This window comes from Sinorhizobium mexicanum (assembly GCF_013488225.1).
Classification (GTDB): domain Bacteria; phylum Pseudomonadota; class Alphaproteobacteria; order Rhizobiales; family Rhizobiaceae; genus Sinorhizobium; species Sinorhizobium mexicanum.
The window spans coordinates 815679-840832 of the sequence record NZ_CP041238.1 but is presented as its reverse complement, the minus strand read 5'-3'; the positions used below and the strand labels follow the sequence as shown (position 1 = coordinate 840832).

Below are 25154 nucleotides of genomic sequence, written 5' to 3'. Positions count from 1 at the left end.
TCCGACCGAAATGACGAGACAAATCCTGCAGATATTGCGCAGTTCCGGCCTCTGGTCGCGGATCGGCCGCCGCCACCTCGTCTGGTCCGCAGCGATCGGTGTCGCCCTCGCCGTCGGGTATAACGCCGCGCTGCCGCTCGTCATTTCGACGACCGATGCCCGCGCGACGATGGAACGGATGCTCGATGCCTGGTCAGGCGGCAAAAGCAGAATTGATGGCGAACCCGAAATCCGGTTCTGGCCGGAGCCTGAACTCACTCTGCCCTCGGCAACGATCGAATCGAACGAGCCAAACCCGCGCCGGCTTGCACATATTGGCCGCATCACCGCATCCTTCAGCCTGCTAGCAGCCCTTCGTGGCGAGCAGGAACTGGACGATATCCGCTTCGTCGATCCGGTCGTCACCATCGAGCGCGCCGCCGACGGAACGGTCAACTGGAAACGGCCGCACTGGCTCAATCTCACCAAAACGACGACCGAGCAAGATACACCTTTCGGCGACATAACGATCGAAAACGGGCGGCTACGGATCCTCGACCAAATGGCCGAAGGAGGCCTGGACATCGACATTCCGGCCATTTCCGGAACTGTCAAATGGCCCTCCTTTGCCGAGCGCATCAGCGCACAGCTTTCGACGACCATCGGCGGCGAAGCGATCGACTGGGCGCTGATCTGCGACCAACCGCTGGCCCTCTTTGCCGGCGGCAATGCGTCGCTCAGGACCTCGCTGACCTCCGCCCCGTTGACCTTCTCCTTCGAAGGTATCGCTAATCTTTCGATGTATCCCTTTGCCTCCGGCCATCTGCAGGCATCCGCCCCCTCGCTGTCAGCGCTTCTTGCCTGGTATCGGGGCGGTTCATCGGCAAAGCTTCCTGCAGGCGCTTTCAGCATCGACGCCATGGTGGCGACCGGCGAGAAAACGCTCAAACTCGATGAGCTGCAACTTGCGGTGGGTGGCGCCACCGCAACTGGCGTCCTGGACGTAGCGTTTCCGATCGGCGACACGCCGCGTGTCGAAGGAACGCTCGCCTTCGACAGCATCGATCTCAACGGCCTCAGCTTCCCGACTGTGAAGCCCGCGGACGAAGGCGCCCCTCAATGGCGGATGGCGGAAAACCTGACCGGCGCCTGGCGCGCAGATGTGCGGCTTTCTTCGCAGGAAGTGCTCGTCGGGCCGCTACACCTCACCGACGTAGCGGCCGGTGTCATCGTCAATGGCAACCGGGCATCGCTCGACATCGGCGACAGTACCTACGCAAACGGTGTTCTCAGCGGTCGCCTGGTGATCTCGGACAAGGGGCTGGAACATGGCGGCAGGCTCCAGATGAGCCTCAAGGATGCCGACTTTGCGGCCGTACTTGAGAGTTTCGGCCTGAAAGGCCCGACCCCGAGCGGCAGGGGCACGCTCACCCTCGACCTTGGGACGGACCAAGCCGTCTGGAAGACCAGCGCGGCCGATCTCTCGGGCAACCTCACTTTCTCGCTGGCAAATGGCAGCCTTGCCGGATTCGATGCGCATGCTTTCATCGATCTCATCCGCAGGGGGGAGTTCTTTTCTCTCTCACAGGCAAGTGCCGGGGTGTTCGACTTCCAGGCGGCCGAGATTGACGCCACCTTCGGCGGCGGGGTGGCCCGGCTGAACCGAGCGAATTTTGCCGGACCGTCCGGCAGCCTGTCGGTTACGGGCGTCATTCCCAACCGCACGGGAAGTCTCGCGCTTGCCGGAATGCTGGAAAACACGGAGACGACCAACCAACCGCTGCGCTTCTTCGTCGGTGGATCGTGGCCGAATGCGGTTATCTCGCCGCTCTCCGTCCTCGTTGAGCCGCAATAGGCCGCAAGCGTCAAGACCACTGCCCATGCGGCATTTCAATGAAAGACGCACGGTGCTGCAGGCGATCAGCCGACCATCGCAAATGCGGCGCGCTCGTCCCTCTCCCGCTGCACCTCTCGACGCTTCGTCACGATCGAGGCGACGAGCACGCCGAGTGCGACGACGCCGATCAGGATCGTGCAGATCGCGTTGATTTCCGGCGTCACCCCGAGGCGCACCTGGCTATAGATCTTCATCGGCAGAGTGGTGGCACCAGGCCCGGTCGTGAAGCTCGAAATCACCAGGTCGTCGAGCGACAGGGTGAAGGCAAGCACCCAGCCCGAAAAAACCGCCGGCGAAATCACCGGCAGCGTGATTGCGAAAAACGTCCTCACCGGCGTCGCGCCGAGATCAAGCGCCGCCTCCTCGATCGACTGGTCGAAGCTCAAGAGACGCGACTGAACCACCACGGCGACGAAGCACATGGTGAAGGTGATGTGGGCGAGCGTGATCGTCCAGAAGCCACGATCGAACCCAATGGCAACGAACAGCAGCAGCAGTGACAGGCCGGTGATCACCTCCGGCATTACCAGCGGCGCGTAGACCATGCCGGAGAACAGCATCCGGCCGCGAAAGCGCGTGTAGCGCACCAGCGCGAGCGCCGCCAGCGTTCCAAGCACCGTCGCGCAGGTCGCCGACAGCAGCCCGACGCGAATGGTGACCCAAGCTGCATCAAGCAGGGCCTGGTTGTGCCAGAGCTGTGCGTACCATCGCGTCGAAAAGCCGGCCCAGACGGTGACGAGTTTCGACTCGTTGAACGAAAAGATCACCAGAAGCACGATCGGCAGGTAGAGGAAGCCGAAGCCGAGGACGACCGAGACGATGTTGAAGCGCGACCATTTTGTCATCTTCTATTTCCCCTCGCTGTCGGCCTTCGCCTGCACATTCTGGAAATAGACGATGGGGAGCACCAGGATGAGCAGCAGGATCGTGGCGACCGCTGAGGAAACCGGCCAGTCGCGGTTGGCATTGAATTCGTTCCACAGCGTCTTGCCGATCATGAGGGTCTCGGATCCGCCGAGCAGGTCCGGGATGACGAACTCGCCAACCGCCGGAATGAAGACCAGTAGGCAGCCGGCCACGACGCCCGCAAGCGACAGCGGGAACGTTACCCGCCAGAAGGCGGTGATCGGCGTGCAGCCGAGGTCCTGCGCCGCCTCCGTCAGCGTCTGATCCATCTTCTCGAGTGCCGAATAGATCGGCAGCACCATGAAGGGGAGATAGGAATAGACGATGCCGATGTAGATCGCCCAGTTGGTGTTGAGGATGATGAGCGGCTGATCGATGACGCCAATGGTAATCAGGAACTGATTGAGCAGGCCTTCCGGTTTCAGGATCGCGATCCAGGCGTAGACCCGGATCAGGAAGCTCGTCCAGAAGGGCAGGATCACCAGCATCAACAGTGTCGGGCGGATGGAACGCGGCGCCTGCGCCATGCCGTAGGCGATCGGATAGCCGATCAAAAGCGTGAGGAAAGTGGAAATCGCGGCGATGACGAGGCTCGAAACATAGGCGTTGAAATAGAGAACGTCCTCGGTCAGCCAGATATAGTTGTCGAGGGAAAACTCGCGCATTCCCTCGAGGATGCCCGAAAGGCCGCCGGCCAGATCGAAAACCGGCGTATAGGGCGGCATGGCAACCGCCGTCTGCGAAAGCGAGATGCGGAAGACGATGAAAAAGGGAATGAGAAAGAAAAAGAGCAGCCAGGCATAGGGAATGATGATGACCAGGCGGCTGACGAAGGCTGACGCTATTTTTGCCATGGCTTCAATCCTTCAACACCACGCCCGCGTCTTCGCTGAACGAGACCCACACCTGCTGGTCATAGCCAAGCGGATCCTCGACGGCACGCACGGCATTCAGCGACGATGCCTTGATGACCTTGCCGTCCTTCAGGCGAATGTGGAAGACGGTCATGTCGCCCAGGTAGCCGATATCCCAGATCTCGCCTTCGGCTGCGTTGAGCGGCGCGTGAGCAGGCGCCTGCCGGGTGACCCGGATCTTTTCCGGCCGAATGGCAACGGCAGCCTTCGCTCCCGTCGACAGCTTCTCCGACGAGGCCATCCGGATAGGAACCCCTCCCGCCGTCTCGACCCGAACCCTGCCATCCTCCGCAGCAGCAACGGTGCCGTCGAAAATGTTCACGTCGCCGATGAAGTCCGCGACGAAGCGCGAATTCGGCGCCTCATAGATTTCCGCCGGCGTCGCCACCTGAATGACGTTGCCGTGACTCATGACGGCGATGCGGTCGGCCATGGTCATCGCCTCTTCCTGGTCATGGGTGACAATGACGAAGGTCAGGCCTAATTCCTGCTGGAGGTCCATCAGCTCGAACTGGGTTTCCTCGCGCAGCTTCTTGTCGAGGGCACCCAGCGGCTCGTCGAGCAACAGCACCTTCGGGCGCTTGGCAATCGAGCGAGCGAGCGCCACGCGCTGGCGCTGACCGCCGGAAAGCTGGTGCGGCTTGCGCTTGGCGAATTTCTCCAGCTTGACGAGCTTCAGCATCTGCGCAACGCGCTCGGCAATGTCCGACTTCGGCATGCCGTCCTGCTTCAGGCCGAAGGCGATGTTGCTTTCGACTGTCATATGCGGAAACAGCGCGTAGGACTGGAACATCATGTTGACGGGTCGCCGATATGGCGGAATGCCCGCGAGATTCTGGCCATCGAGAATGATCTCGCCCGACGTCGGCTGCTCGAAGCCGGCAAGCATGCGCAGCAACGTCGATTTTCCGCAGCCCGAGGCACCCAGAAGAGCGAAGAACTCCCGGGTGTAGATGTTCAGCGAAAGGTCGTCGACGGCGGTGAAGTCTCCGAACTTCTTGGTTACGTTCTTGAAGGAAATGAATGGTTTGGAGGCCGGATCCGCCCATGGGGCGAAGGACCGCCGGATACTGCCAAGAGACTTCATCATCTATCCCCGAATGACCCCGCCGATGGGCGCACAGTCATGAGCTACAGCGACGCGCGTCTTATCAGACGCGCAAAGGACGCTGCAGCACTTTGAATTGCTGCATGTTTTATCCTTAAATCGGCTACGCTTTAAGGCAACATGCGGCAGGCGCCCATTGCAATCTTACGCCGGGCGGAAGACGGGCGAAAAACAACGACTCGTCTTTCCCCCTCCCGCCCAAAAAAATTGCCCGGATCTTGGGGCCGGGCAATTCGCTTCTGGTCTTACTGGCCGGTGACGACCTTGGTCCAGAGCCGGGTCAACACCCGCTGCTCCTTGGGCTCGAATGGTGTGATGGTGAACAGCTTCTGCATCACCTCGTCCGACGGATAGATAGCCGTGTCTTCCAAGACTTCCTTGTCCAGGAACTGCTGAGAAGCCTTGTTGCCATTGGCGTAGAAGACATAGTTCGAGGCCTTGGCAATGACCTCCGGTTTCATCATGTAATTGATGAACTCATGCGCTTCGGCAACATGCGGCGCGTCGGCGGGAATCGCCAGCATGTCGAACCACATCTGCGCGCCCTGCGCCGGGATCGAATAATCGACCGTCACGCCGGCTTTCGCTTCCGCCGCACGGTCCCGCGCCTGGAAGATATCGCCGGAGAACCCGACGGCCAGGCAGATGTCGCCGTTCGCGAGCGCATTGATGTATTCGGACGAGTGGAACTTGCGGACGTAGGGCCGGATGCTTGTCAGCAGTTCCGCGGCCTTTTCGAGTTCGGCCGTTTCGTGGCTGTCGGGGTCGAGTCCAAGATAGGCAAGCGCCGAGGGAACGACATCGGTCGGGGAGTCGAGGATATGGATGCCGCAATCCTTGAATTTTGCGGCCACTTCGGGCTTGAAGATGACGTCCCAGTTCGGCTTCTCATCCGTGCCCAGGATTTCCTTCATCTTGTCGACATTGTAGCCGATGCCAGTGGTGCCCCACATGTAGTCGACGGCATATTCGTTGCCGGGATCGTACTTCGCCGTACGCTCCATGATGACGTTCCACATGTTCGACAGGTTCGGGAGCTTCGACTTGTCGAGCTTCTGGAAGACGCCGGCCGCGATCTGGCGCTGCAGGAAGTACGCCGTCGGCACCACGACGTCGTAGCCGGAGCCGCCGGCCAGCAGTTTCGTCTCCAGGATTTCGTTGGAATCGAAGACGTCATAGACGACCTTGATGCCGGTCTCTTTGGTGAAGTCCTCGAGAATGCTGCTGTCGATATAGTCCGACCAGTTATAGACGTTGACGACCCGCTCCTGCGCAGAAGCGAGCATCGTCGATCCCGCCAGCGCGGCGGCGGCCAGTGTTGCGATCACGATTTTGGACATTCGTTCCCTCATTATTATCGGTTCTCGACAAGAGCCGCTGAGCCGTTTGGTACAGCGCAATCTTGAGCGGTCCGGAGCCGAGGTTAGGCATCTTTCTCGCCAACCTCAAGCGCTTTCGCTCGGGATTCAGGCACGATCCCGTGTCTAATGCATTTTGGCAAGCGCAAGCAAAAACGGGCACTTATGGCGGTACGCCTACAGCGCCGCGCGTCTTACCAGACGCGTCAGGGACGCTGTACCACTTTGAATGCTGCATGTTTTTATCCTCAAATCGGCTGCGATTTAAGGAAACATGCAGTTGGACACCCTGTGCCAAGCAGAGACGACCTGCGCGTTAACCATCGTGCAAACATGCCGACTCACGGGCCGCGTTTACGATTGATTAACCGTAGTGGAAGTGCAAATTTGCCGGCGGTTGTGTATCAGCGTCCGGACCACGTCATGAGCGAGCGAAACCGCAGGATCGATCCGAGGGAATTGAAACGCCTCTCGGTTCTGCAGCCGAGAAAAACACTAACGGCAATCGCCACGGACTGGACCATCATCACGGCGGCGATCGCTGTCAGCGAATATGCCGGCAATATCCTCGTCTACGTGATCGCCATCGCCGTGATCGCTGGGCGAATGCACGCCTTCGGCTGCATGGTGCACGAGGCCGCCCACTACCGCATCATCCGCGATCGCAAGCTCAGCGACTGGATGAGCGACATTCTGCTGGCCTGGCCGGTGCTGGCAACTGTTGACGGTTATCGCCAGAACCACCTCGCCCACCACCAGCACGCCAATACCGATGCCGACCCGGACTGGGTCGCAAAGCGCGACCTGGCACAATTTACCTTCCCGCAGAAGCTGGCACGCGGTATTGCGCAACTGCTCGGCTATCTCGTCGCGGTGAATTCGGTCCGCGACTTCATTCACATGGCCAAGAGGATCTCGAAGACGGATCGCTCGACGCCGGCCTACAAGGCGCTACGGCTTGGGTTCTACCTTTCGGCCGCTGTCGTTTTCACGGCCCTCGGCATCTGGCGCGAATTCGTGCTCTACTGGCTTGTGCCCTTCTTCACCTTCTTCTGCCTGTTTCTGTATGTGCGCAGCGTCGCCGAGCACTTCGGCAACATGGACTACGGCGACGAGCTGACGAGCTCGCGCACTGTCTATCCGTACGCCTGGGAGAAGCTCTTCTTCGCTCCCCACAACATCAACTACCACCTCGAGCACCACCTCTATCCCGGCGTGCCCTACTACAACCTGCCGGAACTGCACGCGATCCTGATGCGAAACAAGGCCTATGCGGAGAAGGCCCACATCACCCGCGGCTACACCACCGGACTCGCGGCGGAATGCTTCGCGCCCGAGGCGCCGCTGTTGCCCAATCAGCACCCGGCCAGCTACTGACCGGCTACTGAAAATCGAAAACGCTGAGGCCCGTCGCCATCTCGTCGAGGCCGAGCGGGCGGGTGACAGGTGGTTCGGCGCGCGCCAGACAGCCTTGCCGCTCGCAGAGGCGGCAGGCTGCACCGACGGGTATAGGCGGCATCCGCGAAGCGCCGTAGACGACTTCCTCCGAAAAGCCGGCATCACAGCCGATGAGCAGTGCGGTGCGTCTCACCCTCTCCTGAAAGCCCGCTCGCGGTCCGTCGAGCGTCCGCGAAACGACAAGGTACTCGCTGCCCTCGGGCATTTCGACGCGATCGACGAGAACCTGGCCCGGCACGGCGAAGGCTGCATGGATGTTGAGCTTGGGACAGGCGCCGCCGAAGCGCGCACCAGGAAAGCCGAGCGCGCCCGCGCGGCGCAACCGGTGGCCGGCATTGTCGATCTCCATAAGGAAGAACGGGATGCCCGCGGCGCCGGGGCGCTGCAACATCGTCAGTCGATTGGCCGCCTGTTCGAAGGACACCTGAAAGCGCGATCGCAAGATATCGATGTCGTATTTCGCGCGCTGCGCCGCGGCTAGAAACGCTTGATAGGGCATCATCAAGGCGTGGGCGGCATAGCGCGCGAGTTCGAAGCGACCGATGCGGCGCGCCTCGGCGGTCGAGAAGCGGAAGTGCTCCAGCTCGGCGTCGATCGCCTGGTGGCAGGCGATCGACGCCACTTCCATGGCGATTTCCCGCGTCTGGTCGAAAGGTGACAGGCGTTCGGAAATAAAGAGCCGCATCGAGTGCCGGTCGAAGCGGCGGCGCAGGTTCGGCATGGCGTGCACCGGCAGCGTTCTGACGACGAGACCATGCTCCTTCTTGAGCCAGGCCTTCAGCGCTCCGGTGAGATCGTCTCCGGGCGAAAGCGCGGCGTGAAACGCCTCCATCGCCTCCTCGATCCGCGCGAAATGATTGGGCCGCGACTCGAACGCCTCGCGCATCTCATCGATCGGCAGCCGAGTGCCCGAAAGCGCCGCCATGTGCCCCTGTCCCGCCAGGAGATCGGCGAGATCTTTCAGGCGTGACGCCTGCTCGCGATAGGCACGATAAAGCTTGACAATGCCTCCGGAGGCGTTGGGCGCCGCTTCGGCGATTTCGATCAGTTCCTGATCACCAGGCAGTTCGCCGGCCAGGAGCGGATCGGCGAATACCTCGCGCAACTGCGCAAGACCGCCACCGCTTTCGCCCTGCAACTCGTCGAGGTCCACCTTGTAGACTGAGGAGAGCTTGAGAAGAAGCTGCACCGTCAGCGGCCGCTGATTGCGCTCGATGAGATTCAGGTAGGAGGGTGAGATGCCGAGCGCCTCCGCCATCGCCGTCTGCGTCAACTGAAGACCATTGCGGATACGTCTGACGCGCGGCCCGGCGAAGATCTTGTTTTCGGCCATTTGTAACTCCCTTTACAAATCCGGCGCTGTAACCGCTTTGACACTTTTTACAATTTTACTGATTTCCACTGTCAAACACAAGACAAGGTAACCCTTTTGAATCCGGCATATCTGCGTTTTCCGTGGCGTTCTCGTGCACTGCAATGTAAAAAAAGTCACATGATCGTATGACCAAGACTGGCGTAAGACCAAAGTGGAAGAGCTATCTGTTTTTACGAGGAGGTAAGAATGACTGATTTTTACAAACTGGTTCCCAGCGCGCCGCAGGGACGTTTCGACGGTATCCAGCGCCCCTATACCGCCGAAGATGTAAAGCGGCTGCGGGGGTCGGTGGAAATCCGTTATTCTATTGCCGAGATGGGTGCCAACCGCCTCTGGAAGCTCATCCACGACGAGGATTTCGTCAATGCGCTCGGCGCGCTCTCCGGCAACCAGGCCATGCAGATGGTTCGCGCCGGCTTGAAGGCGATCTATCTCTCCGGCTGGCAGGTCGCCGCCGACGCCAACACGGCCTCGGCGATGTATCCGGACCAGTCGCTCTATCCGGCCAACGCCGCACCGGAATTGGCGAAGCGCATCAACCGCACGCTGCAGCGCGCCGACCAGATCGAGACCGCCGAAGACAATGGGCTTTCTGTCGAGACCTGGTTCGCGCCGATCGTCGCCGACGCCGAAGCGGGCTTCGGCGGACCGTTGAACGCCTTCGAGATCATGAAGGCCTTCATCGAAGCTGGTGCGGCAGGTGTCCACTACGAAGATCAGCTTGCGTCGGAAAAGAAATGCGGCCATCTCGGCGGCAAGGTGCTGATCCCGACCGCCGCGCATATCCGCAACCTGAACGCCGCGCGGCTTGCCGCCGACGTCATGGGAACGCCAACGCTCGTCATCGCCCGTACCGATGCGGAAGCGGCGAAGCTGCTCACCTCGGACATCGACGAACGCGACCGGCCCTTCGTCGACTACGATGCCGGCCGCACGGTTGAGGGGTTCTATCAGGTAAGGAACGGCATCGAGCCCTGCATCGCCCGCGCCGTCGCCTACGCGCCGCATTGCGACCTCATCTGGTGCGAAACCTCGAAGCCGGATCTGGAGCAGGCGCGCAAATTCGCCGAAGGCGTACACAGGGCGCATCCGGGCAAGCTGCTCGCCTATAATTGTTCGCCATCGTTCAACTGGAAGAAGAACCTCGACGACGCGACGATCGCCAAGTTCCAGCGCGAGCTTGGAGCAATGGGCTACAAGTTCCAGTTCATCACGCTCGCCGGCTTCCATCAGTTGAACTACGGCATGTTCGAGCTTGCGCGCGGCTACAAGGACCGCCAGATGGCCGCCTATTCGGAGCTGCAGGAAGCGGAATTCGCAGCCGAGGCCAACGGCTACACCGCAACCAAACACCAGCGCGAGGTCGGCACCGGCTACTTCGATGCCGTATCGCTGGCGATCACCGGCGGCCAGTCCTCGACCACCGCCATGAAGGAATCGACTGAGCACGACCAGTTCCGCCCGGCAGCGGAATGAAAGACGCAGAATGAAAGCCGGGGCGCGCGGCATCCCTGCCCGTCGCGCGCCCCGGAAAAAACAGAACCTCGAACCGAAAGCGGGACGGAGTGCCCCGCATCCGGCTTTAACCTCCGAAGGAGCAACGCCAATGACAGTACAGACACGCGTCAAGGAACGGGCCGAGGAACAGTCGTCGGCCATGACCCCTGACCAGCAGGCGGCGATCCGCATGGTCGCGAACGACCTGCATCGGCTCAATCAGTCGGTCATGAAGGCCGTCGACGCCGGCGTTTCGGTCGAGCTCGTGCGCTCGGCACGCCATCATGGTGGCGAAGGCAACTGGGGCGACCTGCTCATTCCGGTCATCGTCACACAAGGACGGTCGTGATGTTTGAAACAGCGGCTCTCGCGCTCGTCCTCATGCTTTCGGGCATCTACTGGCATGGCGCGCTGTCCCTCAGGCAGCGGATTCCCGTAGCGGGCTTTCGCGCTCGAAGCTGGCCGCGTAGCCGCTCCCGTTAAGAGACCAGAGCACCGGCCGGCTGCAAAGTCGGCCGGTGCTCGTTGCGGTGCTACACTGATGCGGTTCGCCGCGGGCGCTTGCCGGCAAACAGGTCCACGTGGCTGCGTAATAGTCGCGTCATCCGGTCGACGACGGTGCGGATTTCCCGCCGGTGTCGGTCCTCGTTGTTCATGACAATCCACTGCCGATGTCTGAGCGGCTCTATTTCCTCGCTCGCGCGCTCGAGCAGCGGATCGAGATCGCCGACAAAGCAGGGCAAAACCGCCCTTCCCGCCCCGGCACGCGCGAGATCGAGCAAGGACCGGGGGCGACCTACCGTCGCAACGATGCGGCCAGCCGCCTGGTCATGCGGCCAGCGCAGATAGGCCGAGATCGCCTCTTCCTCCGCAACCGCGACCCAGCGCTCGGGCCCGCCGCCGGGCGCATTTTTCTGCCGGTAGGCGGCGTAGGCCACTTCGCCGATCAAGCGCGACGCCAGATATGTCTCTTGCGGCTCGAAGGCGCGAATGCCGATATCGCTCTCCCGATAGGCAAGATTGGCGCGCGCCTCCCCGATCGAAAGCGATATGGCAAAGACGTCGCGCTCAGTGCAGATCGCGGGAAAATTTTCCGCGATCAGCCACGCGTTCCACGTTCCGGCCGCGATCCGCACGACCGGCATCCCCTCGCCTTCCTTTTGCCAGCTCTCAATCTTGCGCGCCGCCGCCTCCATTTCCCGCAATTGCTCGAACAGGAGGCGTCCGTCGGCGGTCAGCACGTAGCCGGTCTGGCTGCGCACGAAGAGCGAGCGCCCGGTACGCTCCTCGATCTCCAGCATCCGGCGGCCGATGGTTGCCGGACTCAAGCCGGTCACCTGCGCCGCACCGGTCAGGCCGCCGGCGCGCGCCACAGTCATGAAACAGCGGTAGATGTCCCAGTCCATGTTTTTCATGGGTGAAAAACATATGGGGAACTGAGCTGTATGTAAAACAGTTTTGAATGCATAAAAAAGGAGATGCCCAAAACGAGGAGCATCACCATGGACCTGATGGCAATGGCCTTTTTATTCGACATGCTTTCCAAGAACCGCCGCTGGGACGACACGTTCAGGCCGCGCCGACCGCAGCGCAAGGCCCTCATGGGCCGCCTGTTTTCCGCAATCACCCAGAAGTCGCCGCCGGAAAAATGCCGCACAGACTGCGGCCCGGTTTGAGAGCTTTGCACCGCGGGCGACCCCAATTGACAACGCCGTGCGCCCGGTCGAGCGCACGGCGTTCGGTCCGTACATTGCCGCAAGCGAGCAAGCCCGTCGCGGCTGGTCGCTACCGCTCAGGCAGCGCGATAAGTTTGGCCGGTCGCCACTTCGGGCTCCAGCCGGAATTGCTCGACGAGCATCATCAGCGTATCCGCCTGGTTTGCGAGTGCTCGGCTGGTGGCCGTCGCTTCCTCGACCATCGAGGCATTCTGCTGGGTCATCTGATCCATCTGGTTGACGGAGCCGTTGACCTCGTTCAGAGCCGCCGCCTGGTCGCGGCTTGCCGTCGCGATCATTTCCACATGCTGGCTGACGGAGACGATCTGGGCGCTGATCGAGGCAAGCACCGCGCCGGTCTCCTTGACGAGATGAGAGCCGGAATTGACCTCTTCGGTCGACTTGTTGATCAGCCCCTTGATTTCCCGCGCCGCCTCGGCGGACCGTTGCGCCAGTTCCCGGACCTCCTGCGCGACGACGGCAAAGCCCTTGCCCGCCTCTCCGGCGCGTGCCGCCTCGATGCCGGCGTTGAGGGCCAGCAGGTTGGTCTGGAAGGCGATGTCGTCGATGACCTCGATGATCTGCTCGATCTGGCGTGAAGCCTCTTCGATGCGGCCCATCGCGGCGATGGCATTGGTGACCACCGTCGCGGAGCTGTCGGCGCTCTTCTTGGTCTGCGAAACGGCGAGGTTCGCCTCATGTGCACGCTCTGCCGAGGAACGCACGGTCGCCGTGATCTGGTCGACCGCGGCCGCGGTCTCCTCGAGCGAAGCCGCTTGGGCTTCGGTGCGTTTGGAGAGCGAGTCGGCCGAATGATGCATGTCCGCACCGCTCTGCTGGATCGCCTGGGCGTTCGTCCGGATCTGGGCGAGCGTATCCTGAAGGCGGATGAGCGATCCGTTGAAATCGGTGCGCAGTTGCTCGAGCCGGCCGTGGAAGGGCACTTCGATCTGGTGCGAGAGATCGCCTTGCGCCAGACGTCCGAGGCCGGCGGCGAGTTCGCTGACCGCAAGATCGATCTGCCGGTCCAGCTCGCGCTTCTCGGCGTCGTTGCGGCTGCGTTCCGCTTCGGCACGAGCGCGCTGGTCTTCGCTTTCCGCCTCGATGCGCACCTTGGAAAGGGCGTTTTCCTTGAACACGCCGAGGGCGCGCGCCATGTCGCCGATCTCGTCGCGCCGCGCGTCGCCGTCGATCGCCGTATCGAGCACGCCGTCGGCAAGGCGGCGCATGGCGGCGGTGATCTGTCCGATCGGTTTCTTCAGCGTCAGCGTAAGCGCGATGCCGGCGAGCAATGCGATGATGACGCCGCCGACGGTTGCAGCAACGGAGATCTGGTTCGCTTCGTCTCGTTCGGTACCGGCCGCGACTTTCTGCTGCTCGGCGAACTCGGTCAGATCACCCCAGATCTCATTGATCGATTCACCGGCAGCATTGAACTCGGAACTGCGCTTGTCGGAACTCGCTACCAGCGCAACACTATCCTTCTTCATTACGTCGAGGATCGACAGAAGGGCATCCGACGTCGTATCGAAGAAACTCATTCCGATGGCGACGCCGCGCAAGGTTGTCAAATTGGCCTGAACGGCGAGGAACTTGTCCAGGAGCCTCTTGCGATTTTCCTCAGTCGAGCTGCCGAGGAAGGCCGCCGCGGCGATCTGGACATCGGTGATCGACGTGGAGAGCCGGCGTGTTGCGGTCAGCACGGACTCGGTGCTCGCAATCTTTTCGTCGAGCTCGCTGAAGATCTGGGTGGCGTCGCGCATCTTGCCGACGGAGGCGGCTTCGAGGCGGAAGCTCGCGGTGCGGAAGCGATCGACATATTTCGAAATGCTGCCGAGTGTTTCGGGTCCGACCGGGGCCTTGATCAGGGAGCCGATCTCGCTCGAGGCTGAATTCACGGTGTCGGCGAGGGACTTTTCGCCCTTCGGCAGCAAGGTGAAGATCTCGCGCTGCGTGCGGCCGACCATCGGGAAGCGATCCTTGACCTGCTTCAGCTTCTCTTCGACCGTGGTCGCTTTGGCGACCTCCGTGCCGAACTCCGCGAAGAAGCGGCCGGCGCGAAGGAGCTTTTCGGCGTTCCGGAGCATCGTCTTCGCCGCGTTCTCGTCCTTGCGCACGGCATATTGCAGCCGGTTCGTCTCGTCATTGATCTTCGATTGCTCGGCCACCAGGCGCTCGAGATTGGCCGTCGTGGCCGCGCGCAGCTCCTGCTCGCCGACATGCAACGTCCAAAGACCCTCGATACGCGCCTCGATATCGCTGGTCGCGGCGATTGCAGCGGTCAGCTCGTCCTGTCCGTTTTGGCCGGCGACCTGTGCGGCGGTATCAGCGAGGATATCCTTCTGCGCAGCGATCGTCGCACGAACCGCATCGCGGCTTTCCTCGGTCGTCTTGTACAGGAAGTTATTCATCCCGGCGTAGACGTCCTTGAAGCCGCTCAGCGTTTGCAGGACGCTGTTTGAAATCTCCATGCGACCCTGCAGCAGGCCCGATGCGTAGAGGCCGGTGATGCCGACAGCCGAGATGCTGACGACAAACGGCAGAATGAAGAACAGAACCTTCGTCTGAATCTTGAACCGGGCAAGAACTCTATCAATGAACATTGAAAACACCTTGGCTCGCAGCTCGCGTTTCGCTTCCCCCGATGGCCCGACGTACCGCCCCAAGCGATTGCTTGCGGAGGAACAGCCACCCGATGCGCAAACAGGCTGATGTTTTTCGGGAAATCATGCGGCGCACGCCGCTAGTCCGCCGGCAATCATTGCGGAGCCACGCTGCCTCTTACTGCATGTTTCCTTGCGCGTCTGACAGACGCGCGGCGCTGTAGGGCGGCGAGGCCCTGACGGGACTCACTCGGGCGCCATAGTCGATTTGAACGATTAAGATTTGTATAAGCGGCCGTCAGTTTTGACGCGGTGATGGGGCCGGGACGATATTGCGACAACGGCCATGCCGTTTCGGCCGGATCACAGGCGCCGCAATTTGGATCAGGTGAACGCGCTTCACCTGGAAGACGCTTCCGCCTTCCTGACTTTGCATTCAGAACGCGGCGAACGTCGCGAAGGTTACAACGAGAAACAAAGCGATAACAGCACCGAAGGCAATGAGCTCATGGTGGAAGTGGCTCTGCTCGGTGCGGGCAATCGCAACAGCGCGGGGACGGCGGCGTGAGTGGGTCATGGCATCCTGTCCTTGTCCTGCAGCGCCGCGCGTTTTCCGACGCGCAAAGGACGCTGCAACCTTGAATTGCTGGCAGCCAACCCGGCGACCATGCACATCATGCTGCCTTCATCCTGCGGCCAGGGAAAGTCCATGAAATGGAAACAGTGTGGTTTCCTTTTAGGGACCGCCCCAGTCCTGTGCAGGCCGTGCAGCCATGAATTCAGGTTCAGCCATTTCCGTTAACAATGGCTGAAAAGGCAAATCACCAATTCTTCCGCATGGTCACACCTCTTGACCGGCGGCGAAACCGGAGGCCCAGGCCCATTGGAAATTGTAGCCGCCGAGCCATCCGGTGACATCGACGCATTCGCCGATGAAATAAAGCCCCGGAACTTCCCTCGCCTGCATCGTTCGGGAATCGAGCGCACGGGTATCGACCCCGCCGAGCGTAACTTCGGCGGTCCTGTAGCCCTCCGACCCGGCGGGCCTCAGCGTCCAGTTCTGGACGGAAGCCGACAGCGCGTCGATGGCCTTGTCGGAAAGGTCGGCGAGCATCCGCCCCGCGAGCTTGGCTTCTTCCGCAAAGAACTGCGCCAGCCGTCGCGGCAGGATGTCGGCCAGGGCGGTCTGTGCGGCCTGCCGCCCGTTCGTTCGGCGCATCCCCTTGAGGATGGACGCGATATCGATATCCGGCATCAGCCGCAGAACGATCTCCGCGCCCTCTCGCCAATAGGAGGAGATCTGCAGGATGGCGGGTCCACTCAAGCCGCGGTGGGTGAGCAGCACCGCTTCGCGGAAGGCGGCCTTGCCGCAGCGCGCCTCGGCATCGGCGGCAACGCCGGCCAGTTCGCCGATCTTTTCCAGTTGCGCCGGATCGAGGGTCAACGGAACCAGTGCAGGCCGCGTTTCAACGATCGGCAAGCCGAACTGTTCGGCGATCCTGTAGGCAAAACCCGTGGCACCCATTTTCGGAATCGACTTGCCGCCGCTCGCCACCACCAGCGACGCAGCCTCGACGGCAGCATCATCCGTCGTCACCCGGAAGCCGGACGCGACTCTCTCGACCGCCGAGACCGCCGTTGCAAGCCGGAGAGCCACGCCCGCCTCCTGCACCTCGGCAAGCAGCATGCGGATGATGTCCTTCGCCGAATGATCGCAGAAGAGCTGGCCAAGCGTCTTCTCGTGCCATGCAATGCCGTGCCTCTCGACCAGTGCAACAAAATCCTGCGGCCGGTAGCGCGCCAGCGCCGACTTGCAGAAATGCGGATTCTCGGAGAGGAAGTTCTTCGGTCCGGCGTGAATATTGGTGAAGTTGCAGCGGCCGCCGCCGGAAATGCGGATCTTCTCCCCAGGTGCCTTGGCGTGATCGAGCACGAGCACGCGGCGTCCGCGTTTTCCCGCCTCGATCGCGCACATCATGCCGGCGGCACCGGCGCCAATGATCACCACGTCGTGTTTTTCTGCCACGGAAGACCCTTTTCGCGTTTCAGCCTTCCTTTCCGATGGCGGAACCAAAAGTCAATCGTGATCCGTCGCGCTACTCTAGCCAATCGTCAAACTCCGGGTATGATGCGCAATCCGAAGCCAAAACCGGTGATTTATGCCCTCCAAGAGAAGTGTCGCCCAGCAAGCAGCAAAGATCAGCAAGACTTCGAAAATACCCGCCGCCCTGCATTCGCCGCGAGGCGTGAAGACCTGGAAGGAAGCGGTCGACTGGCTCAGGATCCGCGGCATTGAAGACATCGAGTGCATCACGCCCGACCTTGCCGGCGTACCGCGCGGCAAGATGATGCCGACCTCAAAATTCACCTCCAACACCTCGCTCGCCCTGCCGTCGGCGATCTACCGTCACACCATTTCCGGCGAATATCCCGAGGAGACCGGCCAGTTCCGTTACGATTCGCGCGACAGCGACATCAAGCTGGTGCCGGACCTTTCGACCCTGTCTATTGTTCCCTGGGAGTCCGACCCGACGGCGCAGGTGATCTGCGACATTGTCGGCTCGCAGGGCGAGCAGATCAACTATACGCCGCGCAACGTATTGAAACGCGTGGTCGACCTCTATCGCCAGAAGGGATGGAAGCCGGTCGTCGCGCCCGAGATCGAATTCTATCTCGTCGCCCAGAACGACGATCCGGACTATCCGCTGCGTCCGCCGAAGGGCCGCTCCGGCCGCTCGATTCTCGGCGGCCAGGGCTATTCGATCGCCGGCATCAACGAATTCGACGAACTGATTGACGACATCTACCACTTCTCCGAGAAGCAGGGCCTCGAGATCGATACCCTCATTCACGAAGAGGGACCGGCGCAACTCGAAATCAACCTCAGGCACGGCGACCCGATCGAGCTTGCCGACCAGGTTTTCCTGTTCAAGCGGACAATTCGTGAAGCGGCACTGAAGCACGGCATCTACGCGACCTTCATGGCGAAGCCGATGCAGGGCCAGCCCGGCTCGGCGATGCACATTCACCAGTCGGTGGTCGAGATCAACACCGGTCGCAACCTCTTCTCGAATGTGAACGGGTCACCATCGAAGGAGTTCTTCTCCTTTATCGGCGGCATGCAGCATTATGTGCCGCGGACGTTGGCGATGATGGCGCCCTACGTGAACTCCTACCGGCGGCTGACGCCCGACATGTCGGCGCCGGTGAACACCGCCTGGGGTTACGATAACCGGACGACGGCGTTCCGCATCCCCGTATCGGATGCGGCGGCGCGACGCATCGAAAACCGCCTGCCGAGTTCGGACGCCAATCCCTACCTGGCGCTCGCCGCCTCGCTCGGCTGCGGCTATCTCGGCATCATCGGGGGTCTGCAACCCACGCCGCCGACCGAGGACACCGCCAACGAAGGCGAAATCGATCTGCCGCGCGGCTTGCTCGAGGCCGTGTCGCTGCTTGAATCCGCACCTTCGCTCGCCGATGTCTTCACGCCCGAATTCATCGCCATCTATGCCGGCGTGAAGCGTGGCGAATTCGAGACCTTCATGCAGGTCATCAGTCCGTGGGAACGCGAATTCCTGCTTCTGAACGTCTGACCGAAAGGCGGCCTCATGCCCTGGCAAAGCCCGATCTCGCCCGGAATTTCCTGGTATGAGGCGACGATCCCTGAGCGTCCGGTCTATCCAGCGCTGGCGGGGTCGCGGAAAACCGGCGTCGCCATCGTCGGCGGCGGCTACACAGGTCTTCAAGCCGCCTACAATCTCGCGAAAAACGGAGCTGACGTCACGTTGATCGACGCCTGCCGTTTCGGCGACGGCGCCTCGGGTCGCAACGGCGGCCAATTCGGCACCGGCCAGCGCGCATGGGCGGAGGATACGGAAGAGACGCTCGGCCACGAGCGCGCCAAGCTGCTGTTCGAGATGGCGGAGAACGCCAAGCGCTATCTCCTGGGCTTCGCCGGCGAACACGGAATCGACATCGAATTCGTGCCGGGGCAGCTTTCCGTCGGCCACAAGAAAAGCCTCGAGAACGACTACCGCCGCCATGTCGAGGCGATGACGGAGCGTTTCGGATATCCGCACCTCTCCTTGATGGAACGCGAAGAGACCGCAAGCCGGCTCGGATCGCACCATTATCACTTCGGCATCCGCGACACCGGCACCGGGCACATCCATCCGATGAAACTGCTCGTCGGCCTCGCAACGCAGGCGGCCCGTGCCGGCGCCAGCCTCCACGAGCAGACAAAGGCGCTGAAGATCGAGAAAAAGGGGGCCGCGGTCGTCATCGACACCGATCGCGGCGCGATCACCGCCGATCGGGCGCTGCTCGCCTGCAATGCCTATATCGGCAACCTGGAGCCCGTGACCGCCAGCCACGTCATGCCTATCCGCTCGTTCATTGGCGCTACAAAGGTCCTGTCCGACCATCCGGATGTGCTGCCCGGCGGGGAATCGGTCGACGATTCCCGTTTCGTCGTGCGCTATTTCCGCAAATCGAAAGACGGACGGCTGCTCTTCGGCGGGCGCGAAGCCTATACCGCCGACAATCCACGCGACATTTCCAGCCATATCCGCCGTCAGATCAGCGAGATCTATCCGGCACTCGCCAACGTCGAGATTACCCACGCCTGGGGCGGTTCGGTCGGCATCACCATGCCGCGCCAGCCCTTCTGCCGGGAGGTCATGCCGGGGGTCACGAGCATCGGCGGCTATTCCGGGCACGGCGTCATGCTGTCCAACTATTGCGGCAAGCTCTATGCTGACCTCGTCCTGGGCAAACAGACGGAGCTGGATCTCCTCAAGGCCTTGAAAATACCCGCTTTCCCGGGCGGAATGCGATTCCGCTCGGCGCTGCTGTTTCTCGCGCTCAGCTGGTATGCCTTGCGCGACCGGTTCTAAAAAGCCGCGTGCGCGCGCATTTTGTTGCGTCGCACCCTAGCCTTTTTAAATCGATTAGATTATACCTCCCCTGACCTGAAAGAGATCGAGATATCCCATGAGCAGCCAGATCATTCCCGTCGACCCGTTTGACTATGTGGTGTTCGGGGGCACCGGCGATCTTGCGGAGCGCAAGCTTCTGCCGGCGCTCTATCACCGGCAGATCGAAGGTCAATTCAGCGAGCCGACGCGAATCATAGGCGCATCACGCGCGGCACTGACCCACGAGGAATACCGCACGTTCGCGACCGACGCCTTGAAGGAGCATCTGAAGCAGGGCGAATTCAACGAAGCGGAAGTGGCAAAGTTCACGGCCCGGCTCTACTACGTCTCGGTCGACGCCAAATCCGATCAGGGCTGGGACGAGCTGAAGAAAATCCTCGAAGAGGGAAAGGATCGTATCCGCGCCTTCTATCTCGCCGTCGGACCGGCGATCTTCGGAGATATTTCGGAGAAGATTCGCGACCACAAGCTCATCACCAAGAACACCCGGATCGTCGTCGAAAAACCGATCGGACGCGACCTCGCCACGGCGACGGAACTCAACGACACGATCGGCAAGGTGTTCCGCGAAGAGCAGATCTTCCGCATCGATCACTACCTCGGCAAGGAGACGGTGCAGAACCTCATGGCGCTGCGCTTTGCCAATGCGCTTTATGAGCCGCTGTGGAACTCGGCGCATATCGACCACGTGCAGATCACCGTTTCGGAGTCCGTCGGACTCGAAAACCGCGCCGGCTACTACGACAAGGCGGGCGCGCTCCGCGACATGGTGCAGAACCACATCCTGCAGCTCGTCTGTTTCGTCGCCATGGAAGCGCCGACCTCGATGGACGCGGAGGCCGTGCGCGACGAAAAGCTCAAGGTGCTTCGCGCGCTGAAGCCGATCACCGCGACCAATGTCGAGCAGGTGACGGTTCGCGGCCAGTATCGTGCCGGCGCATCCGCCGGCGGTCCGGTAAAGGGCTATCTCGAGGAGCTCGAAGGCGGCGTTTCCAACACGGAGACCTTTGTCGCGATCAAGGCCGAGGTCAGCAACTGGCGCTGGGCCGGCGTGCCTTTCTATATTCGCACCGGCAAGCGCATGGCGGGCCGCATGTCGGAGATCGTCATCACCTTCAAGCAGATCCCTCACTCGATCTTCGATCACAGTGCCGGACGCATTTCGGCGAACCAGTTGATGATCCGCCTCCAGCCGAACGAAGGCGTCAAGCAATCGCTTATGATCAAGGACCCGGGACCGGGGGGCATGCGCCTGCGGAACGTCCCGCTCGACATGAGCTTCGCGGAAGCCTTCGCCGTGCGCAACGCCGATGCCTATGAACGGCTGTTGCTCGATGTCATCCGCAATAACCAGACGCTGTTCGTGCGCCGCGACGAAGTGGAAGCCGCGTGGCAATGGATCGACCCCATCCTCAAGGCGTGGGAAACGACCGGACAGCAGGTGCAGGGCTATACCGCCGGCACCTGGGGGCCGAGCCAGTCGATCGCGCTCATCGAGCGCGACGGCCGCACCTGGAACGACACGATCTAGGACCGGCTCATGAGCACCACCCTGCACACATTCGAGAATGGAACCGCATTGGCGGAGGGACTGGCGGATGCGGTCAGCGCCAAGCTCGCCGCGGCGATCGAAGCTCGCGGCGCTGCGAGTATCGCGGTCTCCGGCGGATCGACGCCGAAAGCCTTCTTCCAAGCCCTGTCGCGGCGCGAACTCGATTGGACGAAAGTGACCGTCACCCTTGTCGACGAACGGTTCGTGCCGCCGGAAAACGAACGCTCCAACCACGGGCTGGTCGCCGCCAATCTGCTGCAGAACAAGGCGACGGCGGCAAAGTTCCTGCCGCTCTACCACGCTGCAGCCACGGCCGAGGATGCCGCAGTGAAGGCAAGCCGGTCGGCGGCCGCAGTCGGCGCGCCCTTCGATGTCGTTGTTCTCGGGATGGGAACGGACGGACACACCGCCTCGTTCTTCCCGGGAGGGACGCGCCTTAAGGAGGCGATCGATCCGGCGACGCCACGCGGCGTGATCACGATGGAGGCGGACGGCGCGGGCGAACCGCGGTTGACATTTACGTTTTCCAGCCTTGAGGACGCCGGGCTGCTCGTCCTGCATATCGAGGGCGACGGCAAGAAGGAGGTTCTTGCCCGAGCGGAGGCGTCCGGTGATGAGGCGGAGATGCCGATCCGCGCCATGTTGCGGCGCGCGACCTCGCCGCTGCAGATCTATTGGGCACCGTAACGAGGCGGCCCCCTTCGGGGAACGCCCGCCGAGGCAGATAACGGCCCGAACCAGAGCTTTCCTTGCGCGTTCTCCCGAGTGCGCAGGTCGTGTTGAGTGATCTATCCTCATTTCGCGATCGAACTGAGGCCAGATTCCTCAGCAATTCAAACTGTTACAGCCGCCGATGCGGTGCCGCACGGCCGCTGTAGACCGATGACAGGATGAAGACAGGGGCCTTCAAAGGCTCCGGAACAGGATGTATCATGTCCGCCGATTCCCGCGTTGCCGCCATCACCGCCCGCATCGTCGAGCGTTCGAAACCCCAGCGCGAAGCCTATCTCGATCGTGTCCGTAGCGCCGCCGCAAATGGGCCGCATCGCAGCGTGCTTGGCTGCGGCAACCTCGCACACGGGTTTGCCGTCTGTTCCCCCGCGGAGAAGGCGGCGCTCGCGGGTGACCGCGTCCCCAATCTCGGTATTATCACCTCCTACAACGACATGCTCTCGGCGCACCAGCCCTTCGAGACCTACCCGGCGCTAATCCGGGAGGCGGCACGCGAGGCGGGCGGCGTGGCGCAAGTTGCCGGTGGCGTGCCGGCGATGTGCGACGGCGTCACCCAGGGCCAGCCCGGCATGGAGCTATCGCTCTTTTCGCGCGACCTGATCGCGATGTCCGCCGGCGTCGGCCTGTCGCACAACATGTTCGATGCGGCCGTCTATCTCGGCGTCTGCGACAAGATCGTGCCCGGCCTTGTCATCGCAGCTCTGACCTTCGGTCATTTGCCCGCGATCTTCGTTCCCGCCGGGCCGATGACGACGGGGCTGCCGAATGACGAAAAGGCGCGCGTCCGCCAGCTCTTTGCCGAGGGCAAGGTCGGTCGCGACGAACTGCTCGAGGCGGAGTCCAAGTCCTATCACGGCCCCGGCACCTGCACCTTCTACGGCACCGCCAACTCCAATCAGATGCTGATGGAGATCATGGGCTTCCACCTGCCCGGCGCCTCCTTCATCAATCCTGGCACGCCGCTGCGCGACGCGCTGACGAAGGAAGCAGCGAAAAGAGCGCTTGCCATCACCGCCATGGGCAACGAGTTCACCCCCGCCGGCGAGATGATCGACGAACGATCGATCGTCAACGGCGTCGTCGGCCTGCATGCAACGGGCGGCTCGACCAACCACACCATGCATCTCGTCGCCATGGCGCGCGCCGCGGGCATCCTGCTCACCTGGCAGGACATCTCCGAACTTTCCGACATCGTGCCGCTTCTGGCTCGCGTCTATCCGAACGGGCTCGCGGACGTGAACCATTTCCACGCCGCCGGCGGCATGGGCTTCCTGATCGGCCAACTGCTCAAGAATGGATTGCTGCACGACGACGTCCGGACGGTGTTCGGCCGGGGCCTCGACGCCTATGCGATCGACGTCAAGCTCGGCGCCAATGGTGGCGTACACCGCGAGCCGGCGCCGCAAGAGAGCGCCGATCCGAAGGTGCTGGCGACGATCGATCAACCGTTCCAGCACACCGGCGGGCTAAAGATGCTCGCCGGCAATCTCGGCAAGGCGGTCATCAAGATTTCGGCCGTCAAGCCGGATCGTCATATCATCGAAGCGCCGGCGAAGATCTTTCACGACCAGGCCGAGCTCAACGCGGCGTTCAAGGCGGGCAAGCTGGAGGGCGATTTCGTTGCCGTGGTCCGCTTCCAGGGTCCGAAGGCCAATGGCATGCCGGAACTGCACAAGCTGACGACCGTGCTCGGCATCCTGCAGGACCGCGGCCAGAAGGTGGCCATCCTGACCGACGGCCGCATGTCGGGCGCGTCCGGCAAGGTCCCGGCAGCCATCCATGTCACGCCGGAAGCCAAGGACGGCGGGCCGATCGCGCGCATCCAGGAAGGTGACATCATCCGCATCGACGCGCTTGCCGGAACGGTCGAGGTATTGATCGAAGACATTGCGCTGAAAACGCGCGTGCCAGCCCATATCGACCTCTCCGACAACGAATTCGGCATGGGCCGCGAACTCTTCGCGCCGTTCCGCCGGATCGCCGGCGCGGCCGATCATGGGGCGAGCGTCCTATTCTAGATCATTTCATTGTTTCATTGAAACAGTGAAAATGATCTAACTCGTTGAAACTACGCAATTCCGGACGGAAAACCGTTACACACTTTTCCTGGAATTGCTCTAGAGCGGCGTCGGACATCTGCTGTCGTTCAGCTACGGGAGCGGCCCGGGAGGCATGTCGTTTCGGCCGTCGTACCGTTCGATTTCGAGCGTGAATACATCGACGCCCTCGATGCAGCGAGCGTTGAGCGAGACGCGGTCGCCCGGATAGCCGCTTCGCAGGATCGCAGTCCCACATGTCGGGCAGAAGTGATGGCCTTCGCTTACACCGCGCCAGATGTAGGTCGACAGGCGGCGCTTTTCGGTAATCAGCCTGACAGCGGCGGCATCCACCTTCCAATGCAGGAAACCGGAACGCCGGCACGTCGAGCAATTGCACTCGAGCAATCGCGATAGCTCAGCGTCGACCTCGACACAGATGTCGCCGCAATGACAGGAAAGGCGATAGGGTCGCTGCATGGCGGTTCTCCAGCCTGAATCGCAGTCGATCTCAAAGAAGTCACGGGTAGAGTCTCGGAGACGCAGGTAATCCGGTCAAGACGGAACGAAATGCAAGACACGAGCGCCAGACGCGGCGCACTTTTTTCCTGTCAGCGATAGATATCGAGGGTGCGGTTGCGGTGGTTCGGATGTGTGCTGTAGACGAAAATCCGGTTCAGATCGCGATCTGTCAAAAGCCGCAGGAAGCGCGCTTCGATAATATTGTTGCCGTGGACGCGCTTGAGCAGGCAGCCGATCAAGGGAAGGCGTGCACTCGGGATATCGAGATAGAAGTTCCGCGGCAGTTGGAACTGCGTCGTGATGCCTATGAGTGCGCTACTTTTGGAAAGCTTGATGATCTCGCAGCGGCGAGACGAGAGGTGCTGCATACCCTTCTCGGTGAATTCGATGCGCGCCTCGTTGCGAGTGTCCTCCATTGGGAAATTCGCTTCCCGATCGTACATGAAGGACTCTTCCTTGTTGAGGAAGTGCTGGGCCGCGCCGCTCATCGAATTCGCCTTTCGCATTTCAATCTGCGGTCACGCTAACCCATGAAATTTAACAGAGAGTTTGGCTTGCCAGT

General features: G+C 61.7%; 21 protein-coding genes. 11 read left to right on the top strand and 10 right to left on the bottom strand.

Annotated features, from left to right (window positions below; genetic code table 11):
• Nucleotides 1–10: 10 nt before the first annotated feature.
• Nucleotides 11–1834, top strand: coding sequence for an AsmA family protein (locus FKV68_RS03920; protein ID WP_180940230.1), 1824 nt, complete (start codon nt 11–13; stop codon nt 1832–1834).
• A 65-nt stretch (nt 1835–1899) separates the two neighbouring features.
• Here the strand turns inward: FKV68_RS03920 and FKV68_RS03915 are convergent, their stop codons facing one another.
• The 4 genes from FKV68_RS03915 to FKV68_RS03900 form a co-directional block, all read right to left on the bottom strand.
• Entirely contained in the window at nt 1900–2721 is an 822-nt protein-coding gene (locus FKV68_RS03915) for an ABC transporter permease subunit (RefSeq protein WP_180940229.1), read from the bottom strand.
• Nucleotides 2722–2724: 3 nt separating this feature from the next.
• Entirely contained in the window at nt 2725–3636 is a 912-nt protein-coding gene (locus FKV68_RS03910) for an ABC transporter permease subunit (RefSeq protein WP_180940228.1), read from the bottom strand.
• A gap of 4 nt (nt 3637–3640) precedes the next feature.
• Nucleotides 3641–4783 carry an ABC transporter ATP-binding protein gene (locus FKV68_RS03905; RefSeq protein ID WP_180940227.1) on the bottom strand — a complete coding sequence of 381 codons (1143 nt, stop codon included), beginning with the start codon at nt 4781–4783 and terminating at the stop codon, nt 3641–3643.
• Between the two features lie 266 nt (nt 4784–5049).
• Nucleotides 5050–6144 carry a polyamine ABC transporter substrate-binding protein gene (locus tag FKV68_RS03900; protein WP_180940226.1) on the bottom strand — a complete coding sequence of 365 codons (1095 nt, stop codon included), beginning with the start codon at nt 6142–6144 and terminating at the stop codon, nt 5050–5052.
• 441 nt (nt 6145–6585) lie between these two features.
• On the opposite strand from FKV68_RS03900, the gene FKV68_RS03895 reads away from it, so the two are divergent.
• A complete protein-coding gene (locus tag FKV68_RS03895) occupies nt 6586–7539 on the top strand; it encodes a fatty acid desaturase family protein (protein ID WP_180940225.1) in 954 nt (317 codons plus the stop codon).
• A gap of 4 nt (nt 7540–7543) precedes the next feature.
• Here the strand turns inward: FKV68_RS03895 and FKV68_RS03890 are convergent, their stop codons facing one another.
• On the bottom strand, nt 7544–8953 hold the full coding sequence (locus tag FKV68_RS03890; RefSeq protein ID WP_180940224.1) for a helix-turn-helix domain-containing protein: 1410 nt from the start codon (nt 8951–8953) through the stop codon (nt 7544–7546).
• Nucleotides 8954–9181: 228 nt separating this feature from the next.
• On the opposite strand from FKV68_RS03890, the gene aceA reads away from it, so the two are divergent.
• Both aceA and FKV68_RS03880 read left to right on the top strand, forming a co-directional pair.
• Nucleotides 9182–10471, top strand: a complete 1290-nt coding sequence (gene aceA, locus FKV68_RS03885) for an isocitrate lyase (protein ID WP_180940223.1) — start codon at nt 9182–9184, stop codon at nt 10469–10471.
• Nucleotides 10472–10601: 130 nt separating this feature from the next.
• Nucleotides 10602–10841, top strand: a complete 240-nt coding sequence (locus tag FKV68_RS03880) for an SMc00767 family acetate metabolism repressor (protein ID WP_180940222.1) — start codon at nt 10602–10604, stop codon at nt 10839–10841.
• A 184-nt stretch (nt 10842–11025) separates the two neighbouring features.
• Here the strand turns inward: FKV68_RS03880 and FKV68_RS03875 are convergent, their stop codons facing one another.
• The gene (locus FKV68_RS03875) at nt 11026–11907 is read right to left on the bottom strand and encodes a LysR family transcriptional regulator (RefSeq protein WP_180940221.1); all 882 of its coding nucleotides are present in this window, start codon (nt 11905–11907) and stop codon (nt 11026–11028) included.
• 87 nt (nt 11908–11994) lie between these two features.
• On the opposite strand from FKV68_RS03875, the gene FKV68_RS03870 reads away from it, so the two are divergent.
• On the top strand, nt 11995–12168 hold the full coding sequence (locus FKV68_RS03870; RefSeq protein ID WP_180940220.1) for a hypothetical protein: 174 nt from the start codon (nt 11995–11997) through the stop codon (nt 12166–12168).
• A gap of 116 nt (nt 12169–12284) precedes the next feature.
• On the opposite strand, the gene FKV68_RS03865 is transcribed toward FKV68_RS03870, so the two are convergent.
• The gene (locus FKV68_RS03865; protein WP_180940219.1) at nt 12285–14810 is read right to left on the bottom strand and encodes a methyl-accepting chemotaxis protein; all 2526 of its coding nucleotides are present in this window, start codon (nt 14808–14810) and stop codon (nt 12285–12287) included.
• A gap of 379 nt (nt 14811–15189) precedes the next feature.
• Here FKV68_RS03865 and FKV68_RS03860 point away from each other — a divergent pair, with 379 nt between their 5' ends.
• Nucleotides 15190–15378, top strand: a complete 189-nt coding sequence (locus FKV68_RS03860) for a hypothetical protein (protein WP_180940218.1) — start codon at nt 15190–15192, stop codon at nt 15376–15378.
• A 273-nt stretch (nt 15379–15651) separates the two neighbouring features.
• On the opposite strand, the gene FKV68_RS03855 is transcribed toward FKV68_RS03860, so the two are convergent.
• Nucleotides 15652–16836 carry a BaiN/RdsA family NAD(P)/FAD-dependent oxidoreductase gene (locus FKV68_RS03855; RefSeq protein ID WP_180940217.1) on the bottom strand — a complete coding sequence of 395 codons (1185 nt, stop codon included), beginning with the start codon at nt 16834–16836 and terminating at the stop codon, nt 15652–15654.
• 133 nt (nt 16837–16969) lie between these two features.
• Between FKV68_RS03855 and FKV68_RS03850 the strand changes: the two genes are divergently transcribed.
• The 5 genes from FKV68_RS03850 to edd all read left to right on the top strand — a co-directional run bounded on the left by FKV68_RS03850 (nt 16970) and on the right by edd (nt 24052).
• Nucleotides 16970–18406, top strand: a complete 1437-nt coding sequence (locus tag FKV68_RS03850; RefSeq protein ID WP_180940216.1) for a glutamine synthetase family protein — start codon at nt 16970–16972, stop codon at nt 18404–18406.
• A gap of 15 nt (nt 18407–18421) precedes the next feature.
• Nucleotides 18422–19708, top strand: coding sequence for an NAD(P)/FAD-dependent oxidoreductase (locus tag FKV68_RS03845; RefSeq protein ID WP_180940215.1), 1287 nt, complete (start codon nt 18422–18424; stop codon nt 19706–19708).
• A 97-nt stretch (nt 19709–19805) separates the two neighbouring features.
• Nucleotides 19806–21281: a glucose-6-phosphate dehydrogenase gene (zwf, locus tag FKV68_RS03840; protein ID WP_180940214.1), complete on the top strand. Its 1476-nt coding sequence runs from the start codon at nt 19806–19808 to the stop codon at nt 21279–21281.
• 9 nt (nt 21282–21290) lie between these two features.
• Nucleotides 21291–21989 (top strand): 6-phosphogluconolactonase, encoded by a 699-nt coding sequence (pgl, locus tag FKV68_RS03835; protein ID WP_180940213.1) that lies wholly within the window; start codon nt 21291–21293, stop codon nt 21987–21989.
• Nucleotides 21990–22234: 245 nt separating this feature from the next.
• Nucleotides 22235–24052 carry a phosphogluconate dehydratase gene (gene edd, locus FKV68_RS03830; RefSeq protein WP_180940212.1) on the top strand — a complete coding sequence of 606 codons (1818 nt, stop codon included), beginning with the start codon at nt 22235–22237 and terminating at the stop codon, nt 24050–24052.
• A gap of 132 nt (nt 24053–24184) precedes the next feature.
• Here edd and FKV68_RS03825 read toward each other — a convergent pair whose 3' ends face one another.
• Nucleotides 24185–24550, bottom strand: coding sequence for a GFA family protein (locus FKV68_RS03825; RefSeq protein WP_180940211.1), 366 nt, complete (start codon nt 24548–24550; stop codon nt 24185–24187).
• A gap of 131 nt (nt 24551–24681) precedes the next feature.
• Nucleotides 24682–25080, bottom strand: coding sequence for a hypothetical protein (locus FKV68_RS03820; RefSeq protein WP_180940210.1), 399 nt, complete (start codon nt 25078–25080; stop codon nt 24682–24684).
• Nucleotides 25081–25154: the final 74 nt, after the last annotated feature.